A 19080-nucleotide genomic window follows, 5' to 3' on the forward strand; every position below is an offset into this window, starting at 1 on the left:
GGTGAACCCCTCGACCGCGCAGGCCCGCGTGGTCGTCGACGAACTGATTCGCGGCGGCGTACGCGACGTCGTGCTGTGCCCGGGTTCCCGTAACGCGCCGCTGGCATTCGCGCTGGCGGACGCCGACCGCGCGGGCCGGGTCCGGCTGCATGTGCGGATCGACGAGCGCACCGCGGGCTTCCTGGCGATCGGGCTGGCGATCGCCGAACGCGCTCCGGTCTGCATCGCGATGACGTCGGGCACCGCGGTCGCCAACCTGGGGCCGGCCGTCGTCGAGGCGAACTACGCGCGGGTGCCGCTGGTCGTGCTCAGCGCCAACCGTCCCTACGAGTTGCTGGGTACCGGCGCCAACCAGACTTTCGAGCAGCTGGGGTATTTCGGCACGCAGGTGCGTGCATCGATCAGCCTCGGCCTGGCCGAGGAATCCCCGGAGCACCTCGACGCGCTCAATGCGCAGTGGCGCTCGGCGGTCTGCCGAATTCTGGTGGCCGCCAAGGGTTCCCGTTCGGCCAACGCGGGCCCGGTGCAGTTTGACATCCCGCTGCGCGAGCCGCTCGTTCCGGATAGTGACGAGGCGGCGACCTACGTGCCGGAGGGCAGGCCGGACGGCAAGCCGTGGACGTACACCCCGCCGGTGACGTTCGACCAGCCACTGGACATCGACCTGACCCCGGACACGATCGTGATCGCCGGACACGGCGCGGGTGAGCATCCGAACCTGTCCGCGCTGCCGACCGTCGCCGAGCCGACGGCGCCGCCCGCGGACAATCCGCTGCACCCGTTCGCGCTGCGGCTGGTGCGCCCGAAGCAGGTCATCATGCTCGGCCGCCCGACGCTGCACCGGCCGGTGTCGGCGCTGCTGGCCGACCCGTCGGTGCCGGTGTACGCGCTGACGACAGGTCCGCGCTGGCCGGACGTTTCGGGCAACTCGCAGGCCACCGGCACCCGCGCGGTCACGTCCGGCGGGCCGGATCCCGCCTGGTTGGACCGGTGTGCCGAGGTGCACCGGCACGCGATGGAGGCGGTCCGCGGACAGCTGCGCGCGCACCCGCTCAAGACCGGCCTGCACGTGGCCGCCGCGGTCGCGGACGCCGTGCGCCCGGGCGATCAGCTCGTGCTCGGGGCGTCGAACCCGGTGCGCGACGCCGCACTGGTCGGCCTGGACACCCACGGCCTCAAGGTGCGCTCGAACCGCGGGGTCGCGGGCATCGACGGCACGGTGTCGACGGCGATCGGGGCCGCGCTCGCCCACGAGGGGGCGGGGAGCGCGCCGGGCCGCACGATCGCGCTGCTCGGCGATCTGACGTTCGTACACGACAGTTCGGGGTTGTTGATCGGGCCGACGGAGCCGACACCGCGCAACCTGACCATCGTGGTGTCCAACGACAACGGTGGTGGGATCTTCGAACTGCTCGAGCAGGGCGATCCGCGGTTCTCCGACGTGTCGTCGCGGATCTTCGGCACCCCGCACGACGTGGACGTCGGCGCGCTGTGCCGCGCCTATCACGTCGAGAGCCGGCAGCTCGAGGTCGACGATCTGCGCGGCGCGCTCGACGAACCGTACGACGGGATGCGGGTGCTGGAGGTGAAGGCCGACCGGTCGTCGTTGCGGGCGCTGCACGCGTCGATCAAGGCGGCCCTGTGAAGCCGGCGATCCTGGCGGAGCCGATTCGACGGGCGCGGCGGTTCCTGCCCCGGCTGACGGCCGGCCCGAACGAGACACGGCGGCAGCGGGTGTTCCGCCGCGTGCGGATCGGGATTGTGCTCCTCGGGTGCTTGGTGACGGTGCAGTCGGTGCTGATGGTCTTGGGCGCGTGGCGAGACGACCGCCAGATCGAGCGGCACCTCGGGGTGGCCGAGGCCAACGTGCTCGACGCCGGACCGCGCCGGTCGACGATCGAGTTCGTCACCCCCGACCGCGTGACCTATCGTCCCGAGCTGGGTGTGCTCTACCCGTCGGAACTAGAAACCGGGATGAACATCTATGTCGAGTACGACGTCAACAATCCGGATCTCGTTCGCGTGCAACATCGTAACGCCGCGCTGGCGATCATCCCGGCGAGTTCGATCGCGGTCGTCGGCTGGCTGATCGCCGGTGCCGCGCTGCTCGGTGTGGCGCTGCTCGAACGCCGAACCTCGCCCCGCCCGACGGCGACTCCTGATCGGGATCCGATTTAACGTTCGCGCCCGAGAAGCTTGTTGAGCCAGTCGTTGTCGTAGATGTCGACCCGCTCGTCGGCGACCAGGTCGTACACCGTCGGCGTGCCGGTCTGCAGCGGGTCGATCTCGTAGAGGTACTCGAAGTTGTTCTGGTCCATCTCCACGACGTTCACGGCCGATCCGCCGCCGGAGATCCGGTTGACGGCCTGCTCGGGCATGCCGACTGTCTTGGCCATGGCGGCCATCTCATCGTCGCTCGGACCGGGGCCGCCAGGATCCTGGTGCGCCCAGAGCTCTTGGACGAAGCGCTGGAGCTGTGTACCGGTGGCGCCGCCTCCGGTGGCGAGGAACAGCGCGTTGCTCACCCGCGCGGAGTGACCGTTGTGCTCGTGGTCGAGGAACGTGAGCGGGCGGTAGGTGACCTCGAGCTGACCGACGCCGATGTAGTAGGCGATCCGATCGCCGAAGTCGGCCTGCAGGTCCGCACAGTGGTTGCACTGCGGTTCGGTGAAGATCTCGATCCGCGCCGGGGCGCCGTCGAAGCCGGCGACGACGCCGTACCCGTCCTCGCTGACGGTCAGCGCCGGCTGCGCGGGGTCGCGCTGTGCGGTGCCTGCGACGTTGCGGGTGCATCCCGGGACGACCAGCATCGCGGCGAGGCCTACCACCGCCACCAGCCGTGATATCCGCATGTCAACCGCCCTTCTCTGTGCGCACGATACTCGACGGGACCGCTGCACAGCGCGGGTTGGCCGGCGCGGCTTCGCGTGCCATATTCCTGGTCGCAACCTTCGCGACACCCTCCGCTGAGACGATTCCGCCGTGCGCGTCGCAATCGTCGCAGAGTCGTTCCTTCCCAACGTCAACGGCGTCACCAACTCGGTGCTGCGGGTGGTCGAGCACCTGCGCCGCACCGGACACGAAGCCCTGCTCATCGCTCCCGACACCCCACCCGGTGAACCGCCAGCAGACAGGGTGCACGACGGGGTCCGCGTGCACCGGGTGCCGTCGCGGATGTTCCCGAAGATCACCTCGCTGCCGCTCGGCGTGCCCAGGCCCCGGATGGTCGGTGTGCTACGGGGATTCGACCCCGACGTCGTGCACCTGGCATCCCCCGCGCTGCTCGGCTACGGCGGTCTGCACGCCGCGCGTCACCTCGGTGTGCCGACCGTCGCTGTTTACCAGACCGACGTCGCAGGCTTCGCCGAGAGCTACGGCATGCGCTTCGCCGCCCGGGCCGCGTGGGCATGGACGCGGCACCTGCACAGCCGCGCCGACCGCACGCTCGCACCGTCGACCGCCGCCATGGAAAACCTTGCGGAACATCGCATTCCGCGGGTGCACAAGTGGGCGCGAGGTGTGGACATCACCGGCTTCGCACCGTCGGCCCGCGACGACGCGCTGCGGCGGCGATGGTCACCAAACCGTAAGCCGATCGTCGGCTTCGTCGGCAGACTCGCCCCGGAGAAGCACGTCGAGCGGCTTGCGGTGCTGGCGACGCGCGACGACCTTCAAGTGGTGATCGTCGGCGACGGTGTCGACCGGAACAAGCTCCAAACCCTCATGCCGACAGCGGTTTTCACCGGAGCCCTCTACGGGAGCGAACTGGCTTCGGCGTACGCCAGCATGGACGTGTTCGTGCACCCGGGCGAGCACGAGACGTTCTGCCAGGCTGTGCAGGAGGCCATGGCCTCGGGTCTGCCCGTGATCGCGCCGAACGCCGGCGGCCCACGCGACCTCGTCGCGCCGTACCGCACCGGCCTGTTGCTGGCGGTCGACGAGTTCGAGGCGCAACTGGCCGTGTCCGTCAACCACCTGATCGCTGAGCGGCAACGCTATTCGGTCGCTGCGCGGCGCAGCGTGCTGGCCCGGACGTGGCCGGCCGTCTGCGACGAACTGCTCGGCCACTACGCCGCAGTCATTGCGCGAGCGACCGTGTCTGCACACAGACACGCCGCGAATGCGTGACAGTGCGCGGCCGCTCGGCGTGCGGTGAACGTGCGCGGCTACGGTTGACTGATGAACCGCGCAACCCTGGAGAAAGACCCACACGATGTGGCGTCGATGTTCGACGCGGTCGCCCGCCGCTATGACGTGACCAACACCGTGATGTCGCTCGGCCAGGACCGCTTCTGGCGGCGAGCGACCCGCGCGGCGCTGGGCATCGGACCGCAGGACAAGGTGCTCGACCTCGCCGCAGGCACCGCGGTCTCCACGGTCGAACTGGCGACTTCGGGTGCGTGGTGCGTGGCCGCGGACTTCTCGGTCGGGATGCTGGGTGCCGGCCGCCGCCGCGATGTGCCGAAGGTGGCCGGCGACGCGACCCAACTGCCGTTCGCCGACGACGTTTTCGACGCGGTGACGATCAGCTTCGGGCTGCGCAACGTCGTCGACCACGCCGCCGGTCTGCGCGAGATGGCGCGCGTGACCCGACCGGGCGGCCGGCTGGTGGTGTGCGAGTTCTCCACGCCGACGAACCGCTTGTTCGCCACCGCGTACAAGGAGTACCTCATGCAGGCGCTGCCACGGATGGCGCGAGCCGTGTCGTCGAATCCGGACGCCTACGTCTATCTCGCCGAGTCGATCCGCGCCTGGCCCGACCAAACCCAGCTGGCCCGCCAGATCGCCGACGCAGGATGGTCGGCGGTCCGCTGGCGCAATCTCACCGGCGGCATCGTCGCGCTGCACGCCGCGACCAAGCCGCTGCACTGACGAAACACCGGAAACAGCCGGCACGCCGGCGCGACGCGCTACCGTCGGCAGCATGTACGGACGCCTGGCCGACCCGGACTGCACCCTCGGCACCGACCCCCGCTCAGATCCGCGAATGGTCAAGGCGTTCGCGCCGTTCGGGCTTGACGGACGAATGCCCGCCGCGCCCCTGACCGTCGACTCGCCGCTCGAGGAACGCATCGCGTTCGCCACGTTCAGCGAAGACGGGAGGGGCGCCATATTCGACGCACTGTGCCAGGATCTTCCGGTCGCGTCGGGCGTCACCACCGCCACGACGACGATCGCCGGCCCCGACGGCAACGACATCACACTGTTCATCAGCCGCCCCGACAGCACACCCGAAGCAACCCGGCTGCCCGCCGTCGTCCACCTGCACGGCGGCGGGATGGCGCTCGGCAGCGCGGCCGACGACGGCTACGTCAAGATCCGCGAATACCTCGCCGCCACAGGGCTTGTCGTGGTCGGAGTGGAGTTCCGCAACTCAGGCGGCAAGCTCGGCCCCCATCCGTTCCCGGCCGGCCTCGACGATTGCGCCGCCGCGGTCCGGTGGGTGGCGGCCAACCGAGCCGAACTCGGCGTATCGCATCTGGTCGTATCCGGTGAATCCGGCGGTGGCAACCTCACGCTCACGGTCGCGCACAAGGCCAAACGCGAAGGCTGGCTGCACGAGATCGCCGGCTTGTACGCGCAGTGTCCGTTCATCTCGAACCGCTGGCTCGACCAGTGTGACGACTTACCGTCACTGGAAGAGAACGACGAGTACTTCGTCAGCCGCCATCAGCTCGCGCTGCTCGGATCGATCTACAACCCCGACGGTTCGCACGCCGGCGACGCGACCTGCTGGGCAGCCGCCGCTACCGACGACGAACTGAAGGACCTTCCGCCACATGTGGTCTCGGTCAACGAGTTGGATCCGTTGCGCGATGAAGGTCTGGTCTACTACCGCCGCCTGGTGCGGGCCGGAGTTCCCGCGGTCGGTCGCGTGGTGGCGGGTACCTGCCACGGCGGCGACCTGTTGCTCGGCGGTCACATGCCCGAGGTGTTCGAGGCGTCCATCCGGGACGTCAGTGGGTTCGCGAAATCGCTCGGCTAACCGATGCCCTGTGGGCTGCCGGTCCCCGTATTGCTCTTGACGACGGGAATGCTCAGGTCGAACCGGGAATGCGGCGACGGCGCTTGGCTACCGCGCCACGGCGTGCACACACCGACGAAGGGCACGTCTCTGCATGGTCCCTGCGGCCTGGCGGGCGCGGTGGCTGCGGTGCCCAAAGCGGCTGCGGCAACGATCATCGCGGCGATCAGGTATCGAATTGTCAGACCGAGCACCGAGGACTCCTTCCGCCGATGCACACGTGAACGCCTGTGTGCTCCAGAGTAATCCCCGCTCTGGTTGGTGAACAGCTCCGCTAGCGGGCCTTATTAGTTACCGCAGCTCTACAGGGCCCGTCCGACGCGGGCGTCCCAGATCCGTTGCGTCTGTGGTCCGACATCCGGACTGTGCGTCTGCTGGAAGTTGCGCCCGCCTCGTGCGAACGTCGCGAGAACCGCTGGGGGAGTGTCGGATTCGAGCACCGGCTCGGTCAGCCAGCGGCACGGTCGCACGTGCACCAGGTCGACGGCGATCGCGGCGGCCGAGTCGTCACGCTGATACGGACCGTCGATGCGGCCCAACCAGAACAGCCCGTCCGCGTCGCGGGTCCAGACAAAGGATCCGTCGGGAACATCGGCGAACCGCTCGATTCGCCGAGCCAGCCGCTCGCCGAACCCGGCGTCACCGAAACCGACGAGCCCCGACGACAAAGCGCGGTCGAGCGCGGCCTGCGGATCGACGTCGTCGCTCCGCGACCGCATCGGAGCGCGGTAGACGTGAGCCACCCGCGTTATTCTGCCTCCAAATGGAGACGTTCAAGCGCTACCTGATGTTTCAGGGCATGATGTTCGTCTTCGGCATCGTCGGGCCGATCTTCCTGGTCATGTACTTCGCCACCCAGCCCGATCCGACCGTGCGGTGGGCGTACTGGATCGGCCTGTTCATCACCGCCGCCGACGTGCTCATCGCGCTGGGCCTGACGGCGTCCACCACGCCTAAGAACACGCCCAAGAGCACGCGCAACAACGACGACTAACTGAACGGCGCGCGGGCGTCGATTCGCCGCGACAGCCGACCGGCGCCGCGCCACACCCGTGCCGTCCAGTCTTCGTCCTCGTCGGTGACGAAGTTGCCCATCACCCGGACAGCGATCCGCATCAGGAACTCCGAGCGCATCGCCAGCGGCCCCGTCGACGGCAGGAACCGTGGGAACGTCAACAGCAGTGCCAGCCGTCGAGCCACGGAGAACCCCCGCGCGTAATGTGCCGACAGCACCGCCGGCCAGGCCGCGGTCAGGTCACCGGTGCCCAGCAGTTCGGCCGCCAGCCGGCCGGTCTCGAGCCCGTAGTCGATTCCCTCGCCGTTCAGCGGGTTGACGCAGGCGGCGGCGTCGCCGATCAGCATCCAGTTCGGGCCGGCGACACCGGAGACGGCCCCGCCCATCGGCAGCAGCGCCGACAGCCCCGCGCGCGGTTCCCCCTCGAACCCCCACTCCTCGCGACGCAGCCCGGTGTAGTACGACATCAGCGGCCGCAGCGCCGCATCGGCGGGCCGCCGCGACGTGGCGAGCGCCCCCACGCCGATGTTCACCTCGCCATTGCCGAGCGGGAAGATCCAGCCGTAGCCGGGCAGCACCTTGCCTTCCGGCGAGCGCAGTTCCAGGTGCGACGTGATCCACGGCTCGCTCGCCCGCGGCGTGGCGATGTACCCGCGGACGGCCACACCGTAGACCGTCTCCTGATGCCAGGTGCGGCCCAGCACACGCCCCAGCGTCGAGCGCGCGCCGTCGGCCACGATCAGCTCGCCACACCCGATCTCGGCACCCGAGTCGAGCACCACCGACCGCACTCGGCCATTCGAATCATGATGGACATCAACGGCTTTCGCGCCCAGAACCATCTTCGCGCCTTCGTCGGCGGCCACCATTCGGATGCGGTCGTCGAGTTCGGTCCGCGGCACCGCGCTCGACGTCGCGGGAAAGGACGGACCCGGCCACTCGACTTCGACGGCGGCGCCGAAGCCGGACATCCGCAGGCCGCGGTGCCGCACCCGGCCGGCCAGCCACGGCCCCAGGCCGAGCCGCTGCATCTCCAGCACCGCGCGCGGAGTCAGCCCGTCGCCGCAGGCTTTATCGCGCGGAAACTGCGCGGAGTCGACGACCAGCACGTCGCGCCCCGCGCGGCAGGCCCAGGCGGCCGCAGCCGAACCGGCGGGTCCGGCGCCGACGACGACCACGTCCGCTCGCATGTCCATGGCTCCCAGTATGTTGGCAGGGTGAGGACACCAGCGACCGTGGTGGCGGGGGTCGACTTCGGAGACGCGGCCTTTGCGCATGACGTCCGCGACGGCGTGGCCCGCATCGAGGACTTGATGGCCACTGAGCTGGGCAAAGCCGATGAGCTGATGGCCGAGGCGGTCCAGCACCTGTTCCAGGCCGGAGGCAAACGGTTCCGGCCGCTGTTCACGGTGCTGTCGGCGCGCCTCGGGCCGCAGCCCGACGCATGGCAGGTCACCGTCGCCGGAGCGGTCATCGAGCTGGTGCACCTGGCGACGCTGTACCACGACGACGTGATGGACGAGGCGCAGGTCCGCCGCGGGGCCGACAGCGCCAACGCGCGCTGGGGCAACAACATCGCGATCCTGGCGGGTGACTACCTGTTCGCCACCGCGTCGCGGCTCGTCAGCAGGCTGGGTCCCGAGGCGGTGCGCATCATCGCCGACACGTTCGCTCAGCTGGTGACGGGGCAGATGCGTGAGACCCGCGGCGCCGCCGACCACGCGGACTCCATCGAGCACTACCTCAAGGTCGTCTACGAGAAGACCGCGTGCCTGATCGCGGCGTCCGGGCGGTTCGGGGCGACGTTCTCGGGCGCCGACGAGGAGCAGATCGAGCGGCTCAGCCGGCTCGGCGGCATCGTCGGCACGGCGTTCCAGATCTCGGACGACATCATCGACATCGACAGCGACCCGGACGAGTCCGGCAAGGTTCCGGGCACCGACCTGCGTGAAGGTGTGCACACGCTGCCCGTGCTGTACGCGCTGCGCGATACCGGGCCCGACGCCGACCGGTTGCGCGAGCTGCTGGCGGGCCCGGTGGACAACGACGACGACGTGGCCGAGGCGCTGCGGCTGCTGCGCGCCTCACCCGGGATGGCGAAGGCCAAGGAGACCGTCGCGCAGTACGCGGTGCAGGCCCGCGAGGAGCTCGCCGATCTGCCCGAGGGACCGGGCCGCAACGCCCTGGCGGCTCTGGTCGACTACACGGTGAACCGGCACGGCTGAGCGGGCGGAACTCACAGAGTCAGGCGAAGCGTTGACTGAGCGGAGTCTGTTGGTCTGAAGGAGGAAGCGATGACCTGGCATCCGCACGCGAACACCGCCAAGACGTTCGCTCTGCTGGTGGGGTTCTCGGCGCTGATCGTGTTCATCGCGGCACTGTTCCGCAACACCGCGCTCATCGGCCTGGCGGTGCTGTTCGCCGTCGGCATGAACGCCTACATGTACTTCAACAGCGACAAGATCTCGCTGCGGGCGATGCACGCGCAGCCGGTCACCGAGATGCAGGCGCCGGTGATGTACCGCATCGTGCGCGAGTTGGCGACCACCGCCCGCCAGCCGATGCCACGGCTGTACATCAGCGACACCGCCGCGCCGAACGCGTTCGCGACGGGGCGCAACCCACGCAACGCCGCGGTCTGTTGCACGACGGGCATCCTGCAGATGCTCAACGAACGCGAGCTGCGCGCCGTGCTCGGCCACGAGCTCTCCCACGTCTACAACCGCGACATCCTGATCTCCAGCGTCGCCGGTGCGATGGCGGCGGTGATCACCGCGCTGGCCAACATCGCGTACTTCGCCACGCTGTTCGGCGGCAACCGCGAAGGCGGCGCGAATCCCTTTGCGATTCTGCTGGTTTCGCTGCTCGGCCCGATCGCGGCGACGGTGATCCGGCTGGCGGTGTCACGGTCACGGGAGTATCAGGCCGACCAGTCAGGCGCTGAGTTGACCGGCGATCCGCTCGCGTTGGCCAGCGCGCTGCGCAAGATCAGCGTCGGCGTCGAGCAGGCGCCGCTGCCGCCGGACCCCAAGCTGGCCGACCAGGCCCACCTGATGATCGCCAACCCGTTCCGGGCGGGCGAGCGTATCGGCAAGCTGTTCTCCACCCACCCGCCGATGCCGGATCGCATCGCCCGGCTCGAGGCGATGGCGGGTCGCGGCCCCGGCCACTACTAATCCGCGAGCCGCAGCTCGACCATCGGCAACGCGGTGTTCTCTGTGCCGATCGATGTGCCGAGGGTGGATTCGAGTACGGGTTTCATCGCTTCCCATGCGCGGCGGTGCCGGCTGATGTAGCCGCGCAATGCGGCGTCGGCCTCGCTGGTGCTCAGCAGCCGGGCCGTCGCGGGTGCGGAAACCTTGGTGCCGACAGACACGCGGACGTTCGGATTCGCCTTGACGTTGCGGTACCACTGCGCCCGCGTCCCGAAGCCTGAGGCCACCACGTAGGTGTCGGGCTCTGGATGGTCGAGCACTTCGAGGACCACGTAGCGGCGAAGACCTGAACGTCGGCCGATGTGCTCGAGCTGCACGAAGCGCGAACCCAGCAGGAAACCGAGTCGCGCCCGGTACAGCAGGATCGGAGCACGCATCAGCGGGCGCGACCTCAGCACGGCGGTGCCCGCTTTGACCAACGACAACCGGGGCATCGACCAACCTCCTGTCCGCAGCGGTAACGCGCGAGAGCAGCTCGGCGATGTGCTCACCATGCGAGCCGCCAACAGAAACCCTAGGGTGTGACCGTGCTGAAGAAATCCCTGCTCGGCCTCGCGGGCGCAGCGGTCCTGCTTGCTGCGCCGGGTGTCGCCACGGCGCAGCCGTCGGAACCACCGCCGACGCCGCCGGCACCGAACGTCAACGCGCTCGCGCCGGTGAAGCTGTCTGAGTACGCGGTGATGGACGGCACCTGGTACGCGTTCAAGACGCCGGACGGTCTGACGTGCGTCCTGCAACGCAATGGCGGCTATGGCTGCAGCGGTGCAATCCCGGCCGCGCCGGGCGGCGCGAACTTCGTCAGCGGCGGGCCGGGCACGCCAGGGTTCTCTTCGACGACGGCCGACGCGTTCGCCGCTGTGGGTGCGGCCAAGCCGCTGCCGGCAGGCTCGCGGATCAGTTTCCAGACCGTCAGCTGCGGCAGCGAAGGCGGCGTGACGACGTGCTCGGACAGCCGCAACCAGTCGGGCTTCGTGTTGAGCCCCGCGGGCAGCTACATCATCAACAACGGCAAGGATCCACTGCTCGATCGTCCCAAGCCCAACCCGTACATCAACTGACTTGGCGGCAGCGAACTAGAAGCCGGCGCCGTACACCTCGTGGCCGGGCTTCTCGACCATCAGGCCGCGGTAAGCGTCTTCGACGGTAGCGCCGTGATTGACGACGGCGTCGACCTCGCGTGCGATCGGCATCGAAATCCCGTACTGGTCGGCGAATTCCATGATCACGCTCGCCGCCTTGACACCCTCGGCTACCTGGTTCATCGACGCGATGATCTCGTCGATCGGCTTACCCGCCCCCAACTGCTCGCCGACGTGGCGGTTGCGGCTGCGCTGGCTGGTGCATGTGACGATCAGGTCGCCGATGCCCGCGAGGCCCGCGAACGTGTCGCGGTGCCCGCCGCTCGCTTCGCCGAGCTTCGACATCTCGCGGATGGCGCGGGCCATCACCATCGCGCGGGTGTTCTCGCCGATGCCCAGCGAATACCCCATGCCGACCGCGATCGCGTAGACGTTCTTCAGCGCACCGGCCATCTCCACGCCGACCACGTCGTCGGAGGTGTAGGTGCGAAAACGCTTGGTGCGGAACAGGTCTGCGAGGTTCGCGGCGAGATGCTGATCGGGCATCGCGAGCACCGCTGCGGCGGCGTACCCCTCGGCCACCTCACGTGCGATGTTCGGCCCGGCCAGGATTCCGGCGGGATGCCCGGGCAGCACCTCGTCGACGACCTGGCTCATCCGGTAGTTGGTGCCCTGCTCGAGGCCCTTGACCAACGACACGACCGGCACCCACGGCCGCAGCTCCTTGGCCAGTTCGGTGAGCACCTTGCGGAAGCCGTGCGACGGCACACCCATCACGATGACGTCGGCGCGCTGGGCCGCTTCCGAGAAATCCGTCGTGGCCTTCAGGCCGTCGGGCAACTCGACCTCGTCGCCGAGATACTTCGAGTTGCGGTGGTTCTCGTTGATGTCCTTGGCGGTGTCCTCCGAGCGCACCCACTGCAGCGTCGGTCCGCGGCGGGCGCAGATGGACGCCACGGTGGTACCCCAGGAGCCGCCCCCGAGGACGACGACGTTCGGATCGCGTTGCGCAGGTGCCATGCCGATCAGCGTAGGGGTGTCGAGGCTGGCGAGAGGCGGGTTTGAAGCGTCCTCATTCCTGTTTCAGAGGCCGTACTTTCGCGGCCGCCGTGCTCAGCGGTAGTTGACGAACTGCAGCGCGACGTCGAGGTCGGCGCCCTTGAGAAGCGCGATCACCGCCTGCAGGTCGTCGCGCTTCTTCGAGCTGACGCGGATCTCGTCACCCTGGATCTGCGCTTTGACGCCTTTGGGTCCGTCGTCGCGGATCAGCTTGGTGATCTTCTTGGCCTGCTCGCTGGTGATGCCCTGCTTGATCTGGCCGCTGATCTTGTAGGTCTTGCCCGACGCCTGCGGGTCGCCGGCGTCGAACGCCTTCATCGAGATGTCGCGGCGGACCAGCTTCTCCTTGAACACGTCGACGGCGGCCTTGGCGCGCTCCTCGGTCGAGCTGGTGATGACGACGGTCTCCTCGCCCTGCCACTCGATGCCGGTGTCGGTTCCGCGGAAGTCGAAGCGGGTGGACAGCTCCTTGGCGGCCTGGTTCAGCGCGTTGTCGACCTCCTGGCGGTCGACCTTGCTCACGACATCGAACGATGAATCCGCCATTGGAACCGGTCCTCCTTGCTGGTGTGCCGACGGTCTGGTGCCGTTTTCGTCTTAGGCCCATCCTCGTTGTACCCTGCAAGTCGCACCAAACCGGGTCACCCGGCCGGTGCAGCACCCAGGCAGGTTGCCCGAGCGGCCAATGGGAGCGGACTGTAAATCCGTCGGCTAACGCCTACACAGGTTCGAATCCTGTACCTGCCACCCTGGTCAGGCCCCCTTTCGAGGGGGCCTGACTCATCTCACCTGAAGTCCGGTACGCAGGCAGTACGCAGTACATCGCGCCAGCCCTATCGAACGCGGCGGCGACCGCATCGAGGTCGTCAGGGAACAGGTGGCCGTAGCGGTCCAGCGTCAGCACGGCCGACTTGTGACCGAGCAGCTTCTGCACCACCTTGACATTTGCTCCCGAGCTGATCGCCAAGGACGCGCACGTATGCCGCAGATCGTGCAGTCGCACGCCAGAGCAGCCGTCAACAGCCGCCGCGGCCTTCTGGAAGGTGTAGCGGGCTTGTCCGAGAGTCAGGTAGCCGCCGCCGCGGGCCGACTCGAACACAAGGTCCGTGTCGGTGCGGTCGGCAATCTCGGTCTTGAGCCAGCCTGCGACGAACTCAGGCACGGGCACCGTGCGCGATGTGTGGTTCTTTGTCGGTCCCTCGACCAACCCCATCTTGCGGACGTAGGTCACTGACCGCCGTACCTGAATCCGGCGCGCGACCACGTCCACATCGCCCACTTTGAGCGCCGTGGCCTCGCCGAATCGAAGGCCGCAGTAGCCGAGGACCAGGACCAGCGTCCGTAGTCGGCCGGATGCCACCGCGACCCTGTGAAGCTGCTCATGGGTCAGGTATCTGTGTTCGACCTCGGGCAGCCGCGGCAGCTCGACGCCATCGGCCGGATTGGTCGGCAGGTGCTTGGCCTTGACCGCGAACTTCAGCACTGCGCCGACGAGCTGGTGGGCCTGTCGCACCCGAGAGGCGCTGAGTCCCTTGCCTTCGAAACGGACCGACCCGCCGACCGACAGGTTGGTGACCCACACCTGAAGGTCATCGAACCGGACATCGCGCAGCGCCACGTCCTTCCATCGTGGCATCACCACCGTGTCGAGCAGCGATCGATACCCTGCGACCGTCTTGGCCGAACGGGTGGCCTTGGTAGCAACCCACCGTTCGGCGATCGTCCCGAACGTCACCACCGATAGCGCCGGATCGGTCCACGTACCGGTCAATTGGTCGCTGACCTGCTTGTCGAGCCAACGTTGCGCGTCGACCTTTCGGCCGAACGCCTTGGAGTGCTCACGGCCGTCATCATCGACATACCTTGCCCGCCAACGTGACCCGATTCCGTGGCGGGCACTCGGCACGGTCTGCGTGTGGCCCTCAGCGTCGCGAACCGTCTTAGTCCATAGATCCTCGACACCGGCCCTACGGTTGCGCCTCATCGTGTCCGCCTCTCTGACCGTTTCCTCGGCTGCGGTGGCTGCGTGATCGCCTCTGCTATTTCGTCGATCGTGGGCTGGCCGGTAACCACCATGAGTGCATCGACGGCTGTCCTGAGAGCCGCCAAGGCGCGGCCGGCGGCGGCTGTGACAGCTTCGCGGTTGTCGAACTCAAGCCCCTCGAGTTCTGCGAACACGTTGATCAGCGTCGTACTGATCGCGCTGACGCCTGCCGTTGCCTGAAGCGCGGCATCCCGCACTGCATACAGGCGGTCCTGCTCGAAGCTGCTAGAGCGGCCCAGCAGAGCGTCGACCGACACTTCGAAGATGTCCGCGAGCGCGGTCGCCTCGTCGATCCTCACTGCGCGTTCGCCAGCTTCAATCTTGGCGACCGTGGTCGGATAAACGCTCCCTATCCCCTTGTCCTGCAATAATTTGGCTAGTTCAGCCTGCGACCAATCACGCCGTTCCCGTTCGCGTCTCACGCGCTCCCTGAATCGGGTTTCGACGAGCGACTGTCTACCCATGTTCGGGAATATACCCCTTATCGGTTGACTGGCGCAATCAACGCAAACAGACTGGCGGCATTCCGAAAATCGGATACCTCACCAGAACAGGGACAACAATGGCGAAGATCAAGGGCGACCCAGTCCTGACCGAACTGACATGCGAGGCGCAGCGCATCGAACATGCAGATTCCGCCCGAGCCGCTCTGCCCGCTGGCAGTGAGTACCTCGACTCACTGGACCTCGAACGGCTGACCGGCACGGCCGCCTCCACATGGCGCTACTGGGCGCACATCGGCAGCGGCCCAAAGAGTTTCAAACTCGGTCGCCGCCGGGTTTGGCGCAGATCCGAAGTCCTTCGCTGGCTCGCCGAGCAGGAGGCAAGCGCATGAGCAAATACAAGCGAAGAAGCCGCCCGGGGTGGGATCGGGCGGCCTTCGCGAAGAACTACGTCGAAAGCCCTCACCGTATCTGGAACCGGCGACGAGCAGCGGCGCACCGAATGGTGTCGCTCGACTGCGGGTGCGGACCCGATCCGTGGCTATGCCTCCACACGGAGCCGCCACTGTCCGACTACGCGCTCGACGGCTGGCGCGACGCCGCTAATCACGTACTCGCCTCGGGCCAAATGCCATTGGTCCCGTTGGAGGTCCGGCGCGCGCTCTACCGCCGCGGTGGCGATGACCGCAAACTTGCTTGGAAGCTGCATGCCGGTTGCGAAGGGGTGATCGCATGACCGACGTCAACCCGGCCCGCAGCGCAAGGCGGCAAGTTGCGCCGCCTTCGGCTCCCCTGGACGTGGCCCGCGAGGTGTACCTGAGGCATCGAGACGCCAACGGCACACGCACCTTAGTGGCATGGCGCAACGGATGGATGCGGTGGTGTGGTCCGCATTGGGCTGAGATGGACACCGCGGAATTGCGCAGCGCGCTGTACAAATTCCTCGGAACAGTCGATTACCTCAAGCCGATCACGGTCAACAGGCAAGTCGTCGATTGGGAACCCGCACCGTGGAACCCCGACAAGCGCAAGGTCGCCAACGTCCTGGAAGCAATGGGCGCCGTCGGGCATTTGAACGCCGACCTCGACCCGCCGGCGTGGATCGGTCCGCATGGCGCGACCCAGCACCCGGCGGCGCAGATGATCGGTTGCGCCAACGGCGTCCTGGACCTCACGACACGCGAAGTACACGCCCATACCCCTGCGCTGTTCAACACGGTGTCCGTGCCATTCGACTACGACCCGGACGCCAAGCCGCCGGTCGCATGGTTGCAATTCCTAAATTCGTTATGGCCCAACGACGAGCAGTCGGTAGCGCTGCTACAGGAGTACGTCGGTTACGTCCTCTCCGGGCGAACGGACATGCAGAAGATGCTGCTGCTGATCGGCCCGACCCGCTCGGGCAAGGGCACCATCGCGCGGATGCTCGCCGAACTGGTTGGACGGGGCCACATCGCCGGTCCCACGCTGGCCAGCATGGGCACGAACTTCGGATTGTCGCCGCTACTGGGCAAGCCGCTGGCGATCGTCTCCGACGCTCGACTCGGCAATAGGCCGGCAGACGCGGTAGTCGAGCGACTACTCTCCATCACCGGCGAGGACATGCTCACCGTGGACCGCAAGTTTAAGGAACCATGGTCTGGCAAGTTGTCGACGCGCTTCGTGATCCTGTCCAACGAGCTACCAAAGTTCCGCGACGCGTCCGGCGCCATCGCCAACCGCCTGGTCATCCTGCAAATGACCAAAAGCTTCCTCGGTCGTGAGGATCGCGCCCTCGACAGGCGACTACGCGGCGAATTGCCGGGGATCCTCGTCTGGGCCTTGCAAGGGCTGGATCGGTTGGTCCGCAGCGGCAGATTCACGGTGCCGTCATCGTCGGACGACGCCACCAACCTGATGATGGATCTCGCCTCTCCAGTGAGCGCGTTTGTCCGCGAACGTTGTCGGCGCGGCCCGAGCGAAGATGTGAGTCGCGACGTCCTTTACGACGCATGGAAGGCGTGGGCCGAAGAGAGCGGCCACCGTGCGGGCGCCAAGTCGACCTTCGGCCGAGATATCCGCGCGGTGGTCCCGGAAGTGAAGGTCACCCAACCCACCATCGGCGCCACCCGCGTCCGAAAGTACGTAGGCATTGGGCTGTTGCCTGTGCACCCTGTGCAGGGAGACGAATCCAGAGATCAGGACGATGACCATGACAGCGGATCTTCGGAATCATCGTGTGCAGAACTCGCGCAGGCGGAACTGCCGGAACCGGGCTGCACAGGATGCAGTTTGCCGTTCGATCAGTCGGAGCCGCAGGCTAACGGCCTGTGCACAGGATGCACAGGCAAAGCAGCATTTAAGGGCGTGCCAGGTCGTCTGACCAAGCGGAGTCTCGGCCAGACCGACAGCAAGAAACAGGCACTCGCAACGGCCATAACCACATGCGCCGAGCGGTGCAAAGCCTGTGGAATTCGACTCGAATCCGACGAATCCACCGCGGCCGGTTTGTGCGCCGAGTGCCGTCTCACCGATAGGTACTCTGCATGACCGACTTCACGGCTGAAGACGCGGTTCTCGATCTTCCCCGCACTACGTGTTTGTGCGATGTAGGAGGTCCTGGCACCCTCCTAATGATCGTGGTGAAAGCGGATCGCTCCGAAACTTTGACGTTGGCCCGATACACCCACGTCGCCGTTGGCGAGGTTCACTTGTGAACGGCGGAATGAACTGGACTCCACGCGAAACGTGGCTGGCGTATTACGCGGTCCGGGATCTCCTCGCCCGCCGCGCACTGGCCAGACAACCTTCAGTCCCTGACGGGCTCGACGCTTTTCACAATCGGCTTGTTGGTTTCCTGCGCGAAACGAAAACTTGTGCATCACAGTATAACTCGCGACCATCGACAGATGATGAACTCATCGACACGGCCAGAGCAGCCGCAATTCTTAAGTGTTCGCCGCAATGGGTCCGACGGATCCGAGACGAACTCGGAGGGCGCGACATCGGCGGTCGATATGTGTTCCCGCGACAGACCGTCATCGACTACGCCAGACGAAAGGCAGGTCAGCACAAATGAACCCAATTGAGTACCTACGGCTGGGAGTGGAGCAATACCTCCGCGAGCTGCCTGACGACGAGTTCGACGAACTGAGGGAGCTGGTGCGCCCACCAAGTGGGCAACTCGCCGAAGAACGATCAAGCGTCGTTCCTGAAATCGCTACTCGGCGGTGGTGACGATTAGCCCGCGACGGCTGACGCTCGTGGAGCGGGCCGCGACGAACATCGACCACGCAGCCATTGAAGCCCAGCGCCGGTACCAAGCTGCGCGCGCAACTGTCGAACGAGTAGCGGCGCTGCGTCACACTGTGTTTCGCAACGCCGTGCGCAACCGCGACATTGAAGACCTCAAGAACGAGGCCAACGCGGCCCGACTTCTAATCCGGGCCAGCCAGTCGGCCGATGGCTTCGCGATCCTAGGGATCCTGCGAGTGGCGATCGACAACCGATGGGGCGACGTCGTACGGGCCGGCATCCACTACTTCGGAGAGCATCCGGTAGCAGGCCGCTTACCCGAACTCTGGAGCCTAACCGCAGACCGCTCCGAGGTCTAACCACCCCTGAAAGGAAACGCACAATGTCTCTCGCACAACTCGAATCCCAGATCGAGGATCTACGCGCGCAGGCCGCAAGCATCCAAAAGCTTTCGGCCCGCACCAGCGACAGCCTCGCTAACGACGCCACCCTTTCCGACGTCGGACGACAGGCCAAGCGCGACGCCGAGCGTGACCGGACGCGTAACCAGCTCCGCGACCTTCGCAAGAAGGAAACCGAGCTCATCGAGGCCAAGAAGCAGACGCTCGAGAAGCGGCTATTCGGATTATCAAGTGTGACCAGCAGCGACCCAGGACAAGTTCTGCTCTATCGAGATTCGCAGGACCGAGCAGCGCGTCTCAACCAAAGCGACGAAGCGGCGCAAGTCTTCGCAGCAGCCCTACGCTCCGACGACAAGATCCTTGCCGCAGCAGTCCTCGGACGAGCACTCAACGCCGGATGGACCAGCATCATCAACGAGTACGTCAAGCACAACCCGAGCGCCAGCGAAGACCTGAAGGACCTTGCCAGACTCCGCCGGTACCAGTCGTTTGAAGCCACCATCGCCTACGCCTGGGGCGCATAACCACAGGCGAGGCACCTGGGGCGGGGATGGGGGGTCACCCG

Annotated in this window: 22 protein-coding genes and 1 tRNA gene; 14 read left to right on the forward strand and 9 right to left on the reverse strand. The window is 67.0% G+C overall.

Going from position 1 to position 19080, the window contains the following annotated elements:
* The first annotated feature begins 1 nt into the window (after position 1).
* Positions 2-1645, forward strand: a complete 1644-nt coding sequence (menD, locus tag A5663_RS13895) for a 2-succinyl-5-enolpyruvyl-6-hydroxy-3-cyclohexene-1-carboxylic-acid synthase (RefSeq protein WP_068149795.1) — start codon at positions 2-4, stop codon at positions 1643-1645.
* 11 nt (positions 1646-1656) lie between these two features.
* Complete coding sequence (locus A5663_RS13900; RefSeq protein WP_068149852.1) at positions 1657-2178, forward strand: DUF3592 domain-containing protein; 522 nt, start codon at positions 1657-1659, stop codon at positions 2176-2178.
* Here the strand turns inward: A5663_RS13900 and A5663_RS13905 are convergent.
* Positions 2175-2852: a thioredoxin domain-containing protein gene (locus A5663_RS13905; RefSeq protein ID WP_068149797.1), complete on the reverse strand. Its 678-nt coding sequence runs from the start codon at positions 2850-2852 to the stop codon at positions 2175-2177. The genes A5663_RS13900 and A5663_RS13905 overlap by 4 nt on opposite strands.
* Before the next feature lie 130 nt (positions 2853-2982).
* Here A5663_RS13905 and A5663_RS13910 point away from each other — a divergent pair, with 130 nt between their 5' ends.
* Genes A5663_RS13910 through A5663_RS13920 form a run of 3 tightly spaced genes read left to right on the forward strand, consistent with a single transcriptional unit; the run spans position 2983 to position 5986 of the window.
* Positions 2983-4128, forward strand: a complete 1146-nt coding sequence (locus A5663_RS13910; RefSeq protein ID WP_068149800.1) for a glycosyltransferase family 1 protein — start codon at positions 2983-2985, stop codon at positions 4126-4128.
* 51 nt (positions 4129-4179) lie between these two features.
* Positions 4180-4872 (forward strand): demethylmenaquinone methyltransferase, encoded by a 693-nt coding sequence (locus tag A5663_RS13915; protein WP_068149803.1) that lies wholly within the window; start codon positions 4180-4182, stop codon positions 4870-4872.
* Between the two features lie 52 nt (positions 4873-4924).
* Positions 4925-5986 (forward strand): alpha/beta hydrolase fold domain-containing protein, encoded by a 1062-nt coding sequence (locus A5663_RS13920; RefSeq protein ID WP_068149805.1) that lies wholly within the window; start codon positions 4925-4927, stop codon positions 5984-5986.
* On the opposite strand, the gene A5663_RS23045 is transcribed toward A5663_RS13920, so the two are convergent.
* On the reverse strand, positions 5983-6219 hold the full coding sequence (locus A5663_RS23045) for a hypothetical protein (protein WP_156744479.1): 237 nt from the start codon (positions 6217-6219) through the stop codon (positions 5983-5985). The two genes, A5663_RS13920 and A5663_RS23045, sit on opposite strands and share 4 nt — an antisense overlap.
* 108 nt (positions 6220-6327) lie before the next feature.
* On the reverse strand, positions 6328-6744 hold the full coding sequence (locus A5663_RS13925; RefSeq protein WP_068149856.1) for a hypothetical protein: 417 nt from the start codon (positions 6742-6744) through the stop codon (positions 6328-6330).
* Positions 6745-6788: 44 nt separating this feature from the next.
* Between A5663_RS13925 and A5663_RS13930 the strand changes: the two genes are divergently transcribed.
* Positions 6789-7019: a hypothetical protein gene (locus tag A5663_RS13930; protein ID WP_068149808.1), complete on the forward strand. Its 231-nt coding sequence runs from the start codon at positions 6789-6791 to the stop codon at positions 7017-7019.
* Here A5663_RS13930 and menJ read toward each other — a convergent pair.
* Entirely contained in the window at positions 7016-8236 is a 1221-nt protein-coding gene (gene menJ, locus A5663_RS13935) for a menaquinone reductase (protein WP_068149811.1), read from the reverse strand. The two genes, A5663_RS13930 and menJ, sit on opposite strands and share 4 nt — an antisense overlap.
* Before the next feature lie 21 nt (positions 8237-8257).
* On the opposite strand from menJ, the gene grcC1 reads away from it, so the two are divergent.
* Complete coding sequence (gene grcC1, locus A5663_RS13940) at positions 8258-9265, forward strand: nonaprenyl/(2E,6E)-farnesyl/geranylgeranyl diphosphat synthase (RefSeq protein ID WP_197503394.1); 1008 nt, start codon at positions 8258-8260, stop codon at positions 9263-9265.
* A 69-nt stretch (positions 9266-9334) separates the two neighbouring features.
* Positions 9335-10216: a zinc metalloprotease HtpX gene (gene htpX, locus A5663_RS13945; protein ID WP_068149817.1), complete on the forward strand. Its 882-nt coding sequence runs from the start codon at positions 9335-9337 to the stop codon at positions 10214-10216.
* Here htpX and A5663_RS13950 read toward each other — a convergent pair.
* Positions 10213-10689 (reverse strand): nitroreductase family deazaflavin-dependent oxidoreductase, encoded by a 477-nt coding sequence (locus A5663_RS13950; RefSeq protein WP_231976786.1) that lies wholly within the window; start codon positions 10687-10689, stop codon positions 10213-10215. The two genes, htpX and A5663_RS13950, sit on opposite strands and share 4 nt — an antisense overlap.
* A 93-nt stretch (positions 10690-10782) precedes the next feature.
* On the opposite strand from A5663_RS13950, the gene A5663_RS13955 reads away from it, so the two are divergent.
* Positions 10783-11313 (forward strand): hypothetical protein, encoded by a 531-nt coding sequence (locus A5663_RS13955; protein WP_068149862.1) that lies wholly within the window; start codon positions 10783-10785, stop codon positions 11311-11313.
* Between the two features lie 15 nt (positions 11314-11328).
* Here the strand turns inward: A5663_RS13955 and A5663_RS13960 are convergent, their stop codons facing one another.
* Together A5663_RS13960 and A5663_RS13965 are read right to left on the reverse strand one after the other, a co-directional pair.
* Positions 11329-12354, reverse strand: coding sequence for an NAD(P)H-dependent glycerol-3-phosphate dehydrogenase (locus tag A5663_RS13960; RefSeq protein WP_068149820.1), 1026 nt, complete (start codon positions 12352-12354; stop codon positions 11329-11331).
* 93 nt (positions 12355-12447) lie between these two features.
* Positions 12448-12939, reverse strand: coding sequence for a YajQ family cyclic di-GMP-binding protein (locus A5663_RS13965; protein ID WP_068149824.1), 492 nt, complete (start codon positions 12937-12939; stop codon positions 12448-12450).
* A 118-nt stretch (positions 12940-13057) separates the two neighbouring features.
* Here A5663_RS13965 and A5663_RS13970 point away from each other — a divergent pair.
* Positions 13058-13140 (forward strand) — tRNA-Tyr (locus A5663_RS13970).
* Here the strand turns inward: A5663_RS13970 and A5663_RS22655 are convergent.
* Positions 13112-14377: a site-specific integrase gene (locus tag A5663_RS22655; protein ID WP_082974126.1), complete on the reverse strand. Its 1266-nt coding sequence runs from the start codon at positions 14375-14377 to the stop codon at positions 13112-13114. The two genes, A5663_RS13970 and A5663_RS22655, sit on opposite strands and share 29 nt — an antisense overlap.
* Entirely contained in the window at positions 14374-14901 is a 528-nt protein-coding gene (locus A5663_RS13980; protein ID WP_068149830.1) for a helix-turn-helix transcriptional regulator, read from the reverse strand. Before A5663_RS13980 ends, A5663_RS22655 begins: the two co-directional genes overlap by 4 nt.
* Positions 14902-14999: 98 nt before the next feature.
* On the opposite strand from A5663_RS13980, the gene A5663_RS23845 reads away from it, so the two are divergent.
* The 4 genes from A5663_RS23845 to A5663_RS14000 all read left to right on the forward strand — a co-directional run bounded on the left by A5663_RS23845 (position 15000) and on the right by A5663_RS14000 (position 19039).
* Positions 15000-15272, forward strand: coding sequence for a helix-turn-helix transcriptional regulator (locus A5663_RS23845; RefSeq protein WP_369816633.1), 273 nt, complete (start codon positions 15000-15002; stop codon positions 15270-15272).
* A gap of 340 nt (positions 15273-15612) precedes the next feature.
* Positions 15613-17409 (forward strand): phage/plasmid primase, P4 family, encoded by a 1797-nt coding sequence (locus A5663_RS13990; RefSeq protein WP_082974127.1) that lies wholly within the window; start codon positions 15613-15615, stop codon positions 17407-17409.
* A 683-nt stretch (positions 17410-18092) separates the two neighbouring features.
* Positions 18093-18473 (forward strand): hypothetical protein, encoded by a 381-nt coding sequence (locus tag A5663_RS13995; protein ID WP_156744481.1) that lies wholly within the window; start codon positions 18093-18095, stop codon positions 18471-18473.
* A gap of 23 nt (positions 18474-18496) precedes the next feature.
* Positions 18497-19039: a hypothetical protein gene (locus A5663_RS14000; protein ID WP_068149840.1), complete on the forward strand. Its 543-nt coding sequence runs from the start codon at positions 18497-18499 to the stop codon at positions 19037-19039.
* Positions 19040-19080: the final 41 nt, after the last annotated feature.

The organism is Mycobacterium sp. E740 (assembly GCF_001672895.1).
Lineage (GTDB): Bacteria > Actinomycetota > Actinomycetes > Mycobacteriales > Mycobacteriaceae > Mycobacterium.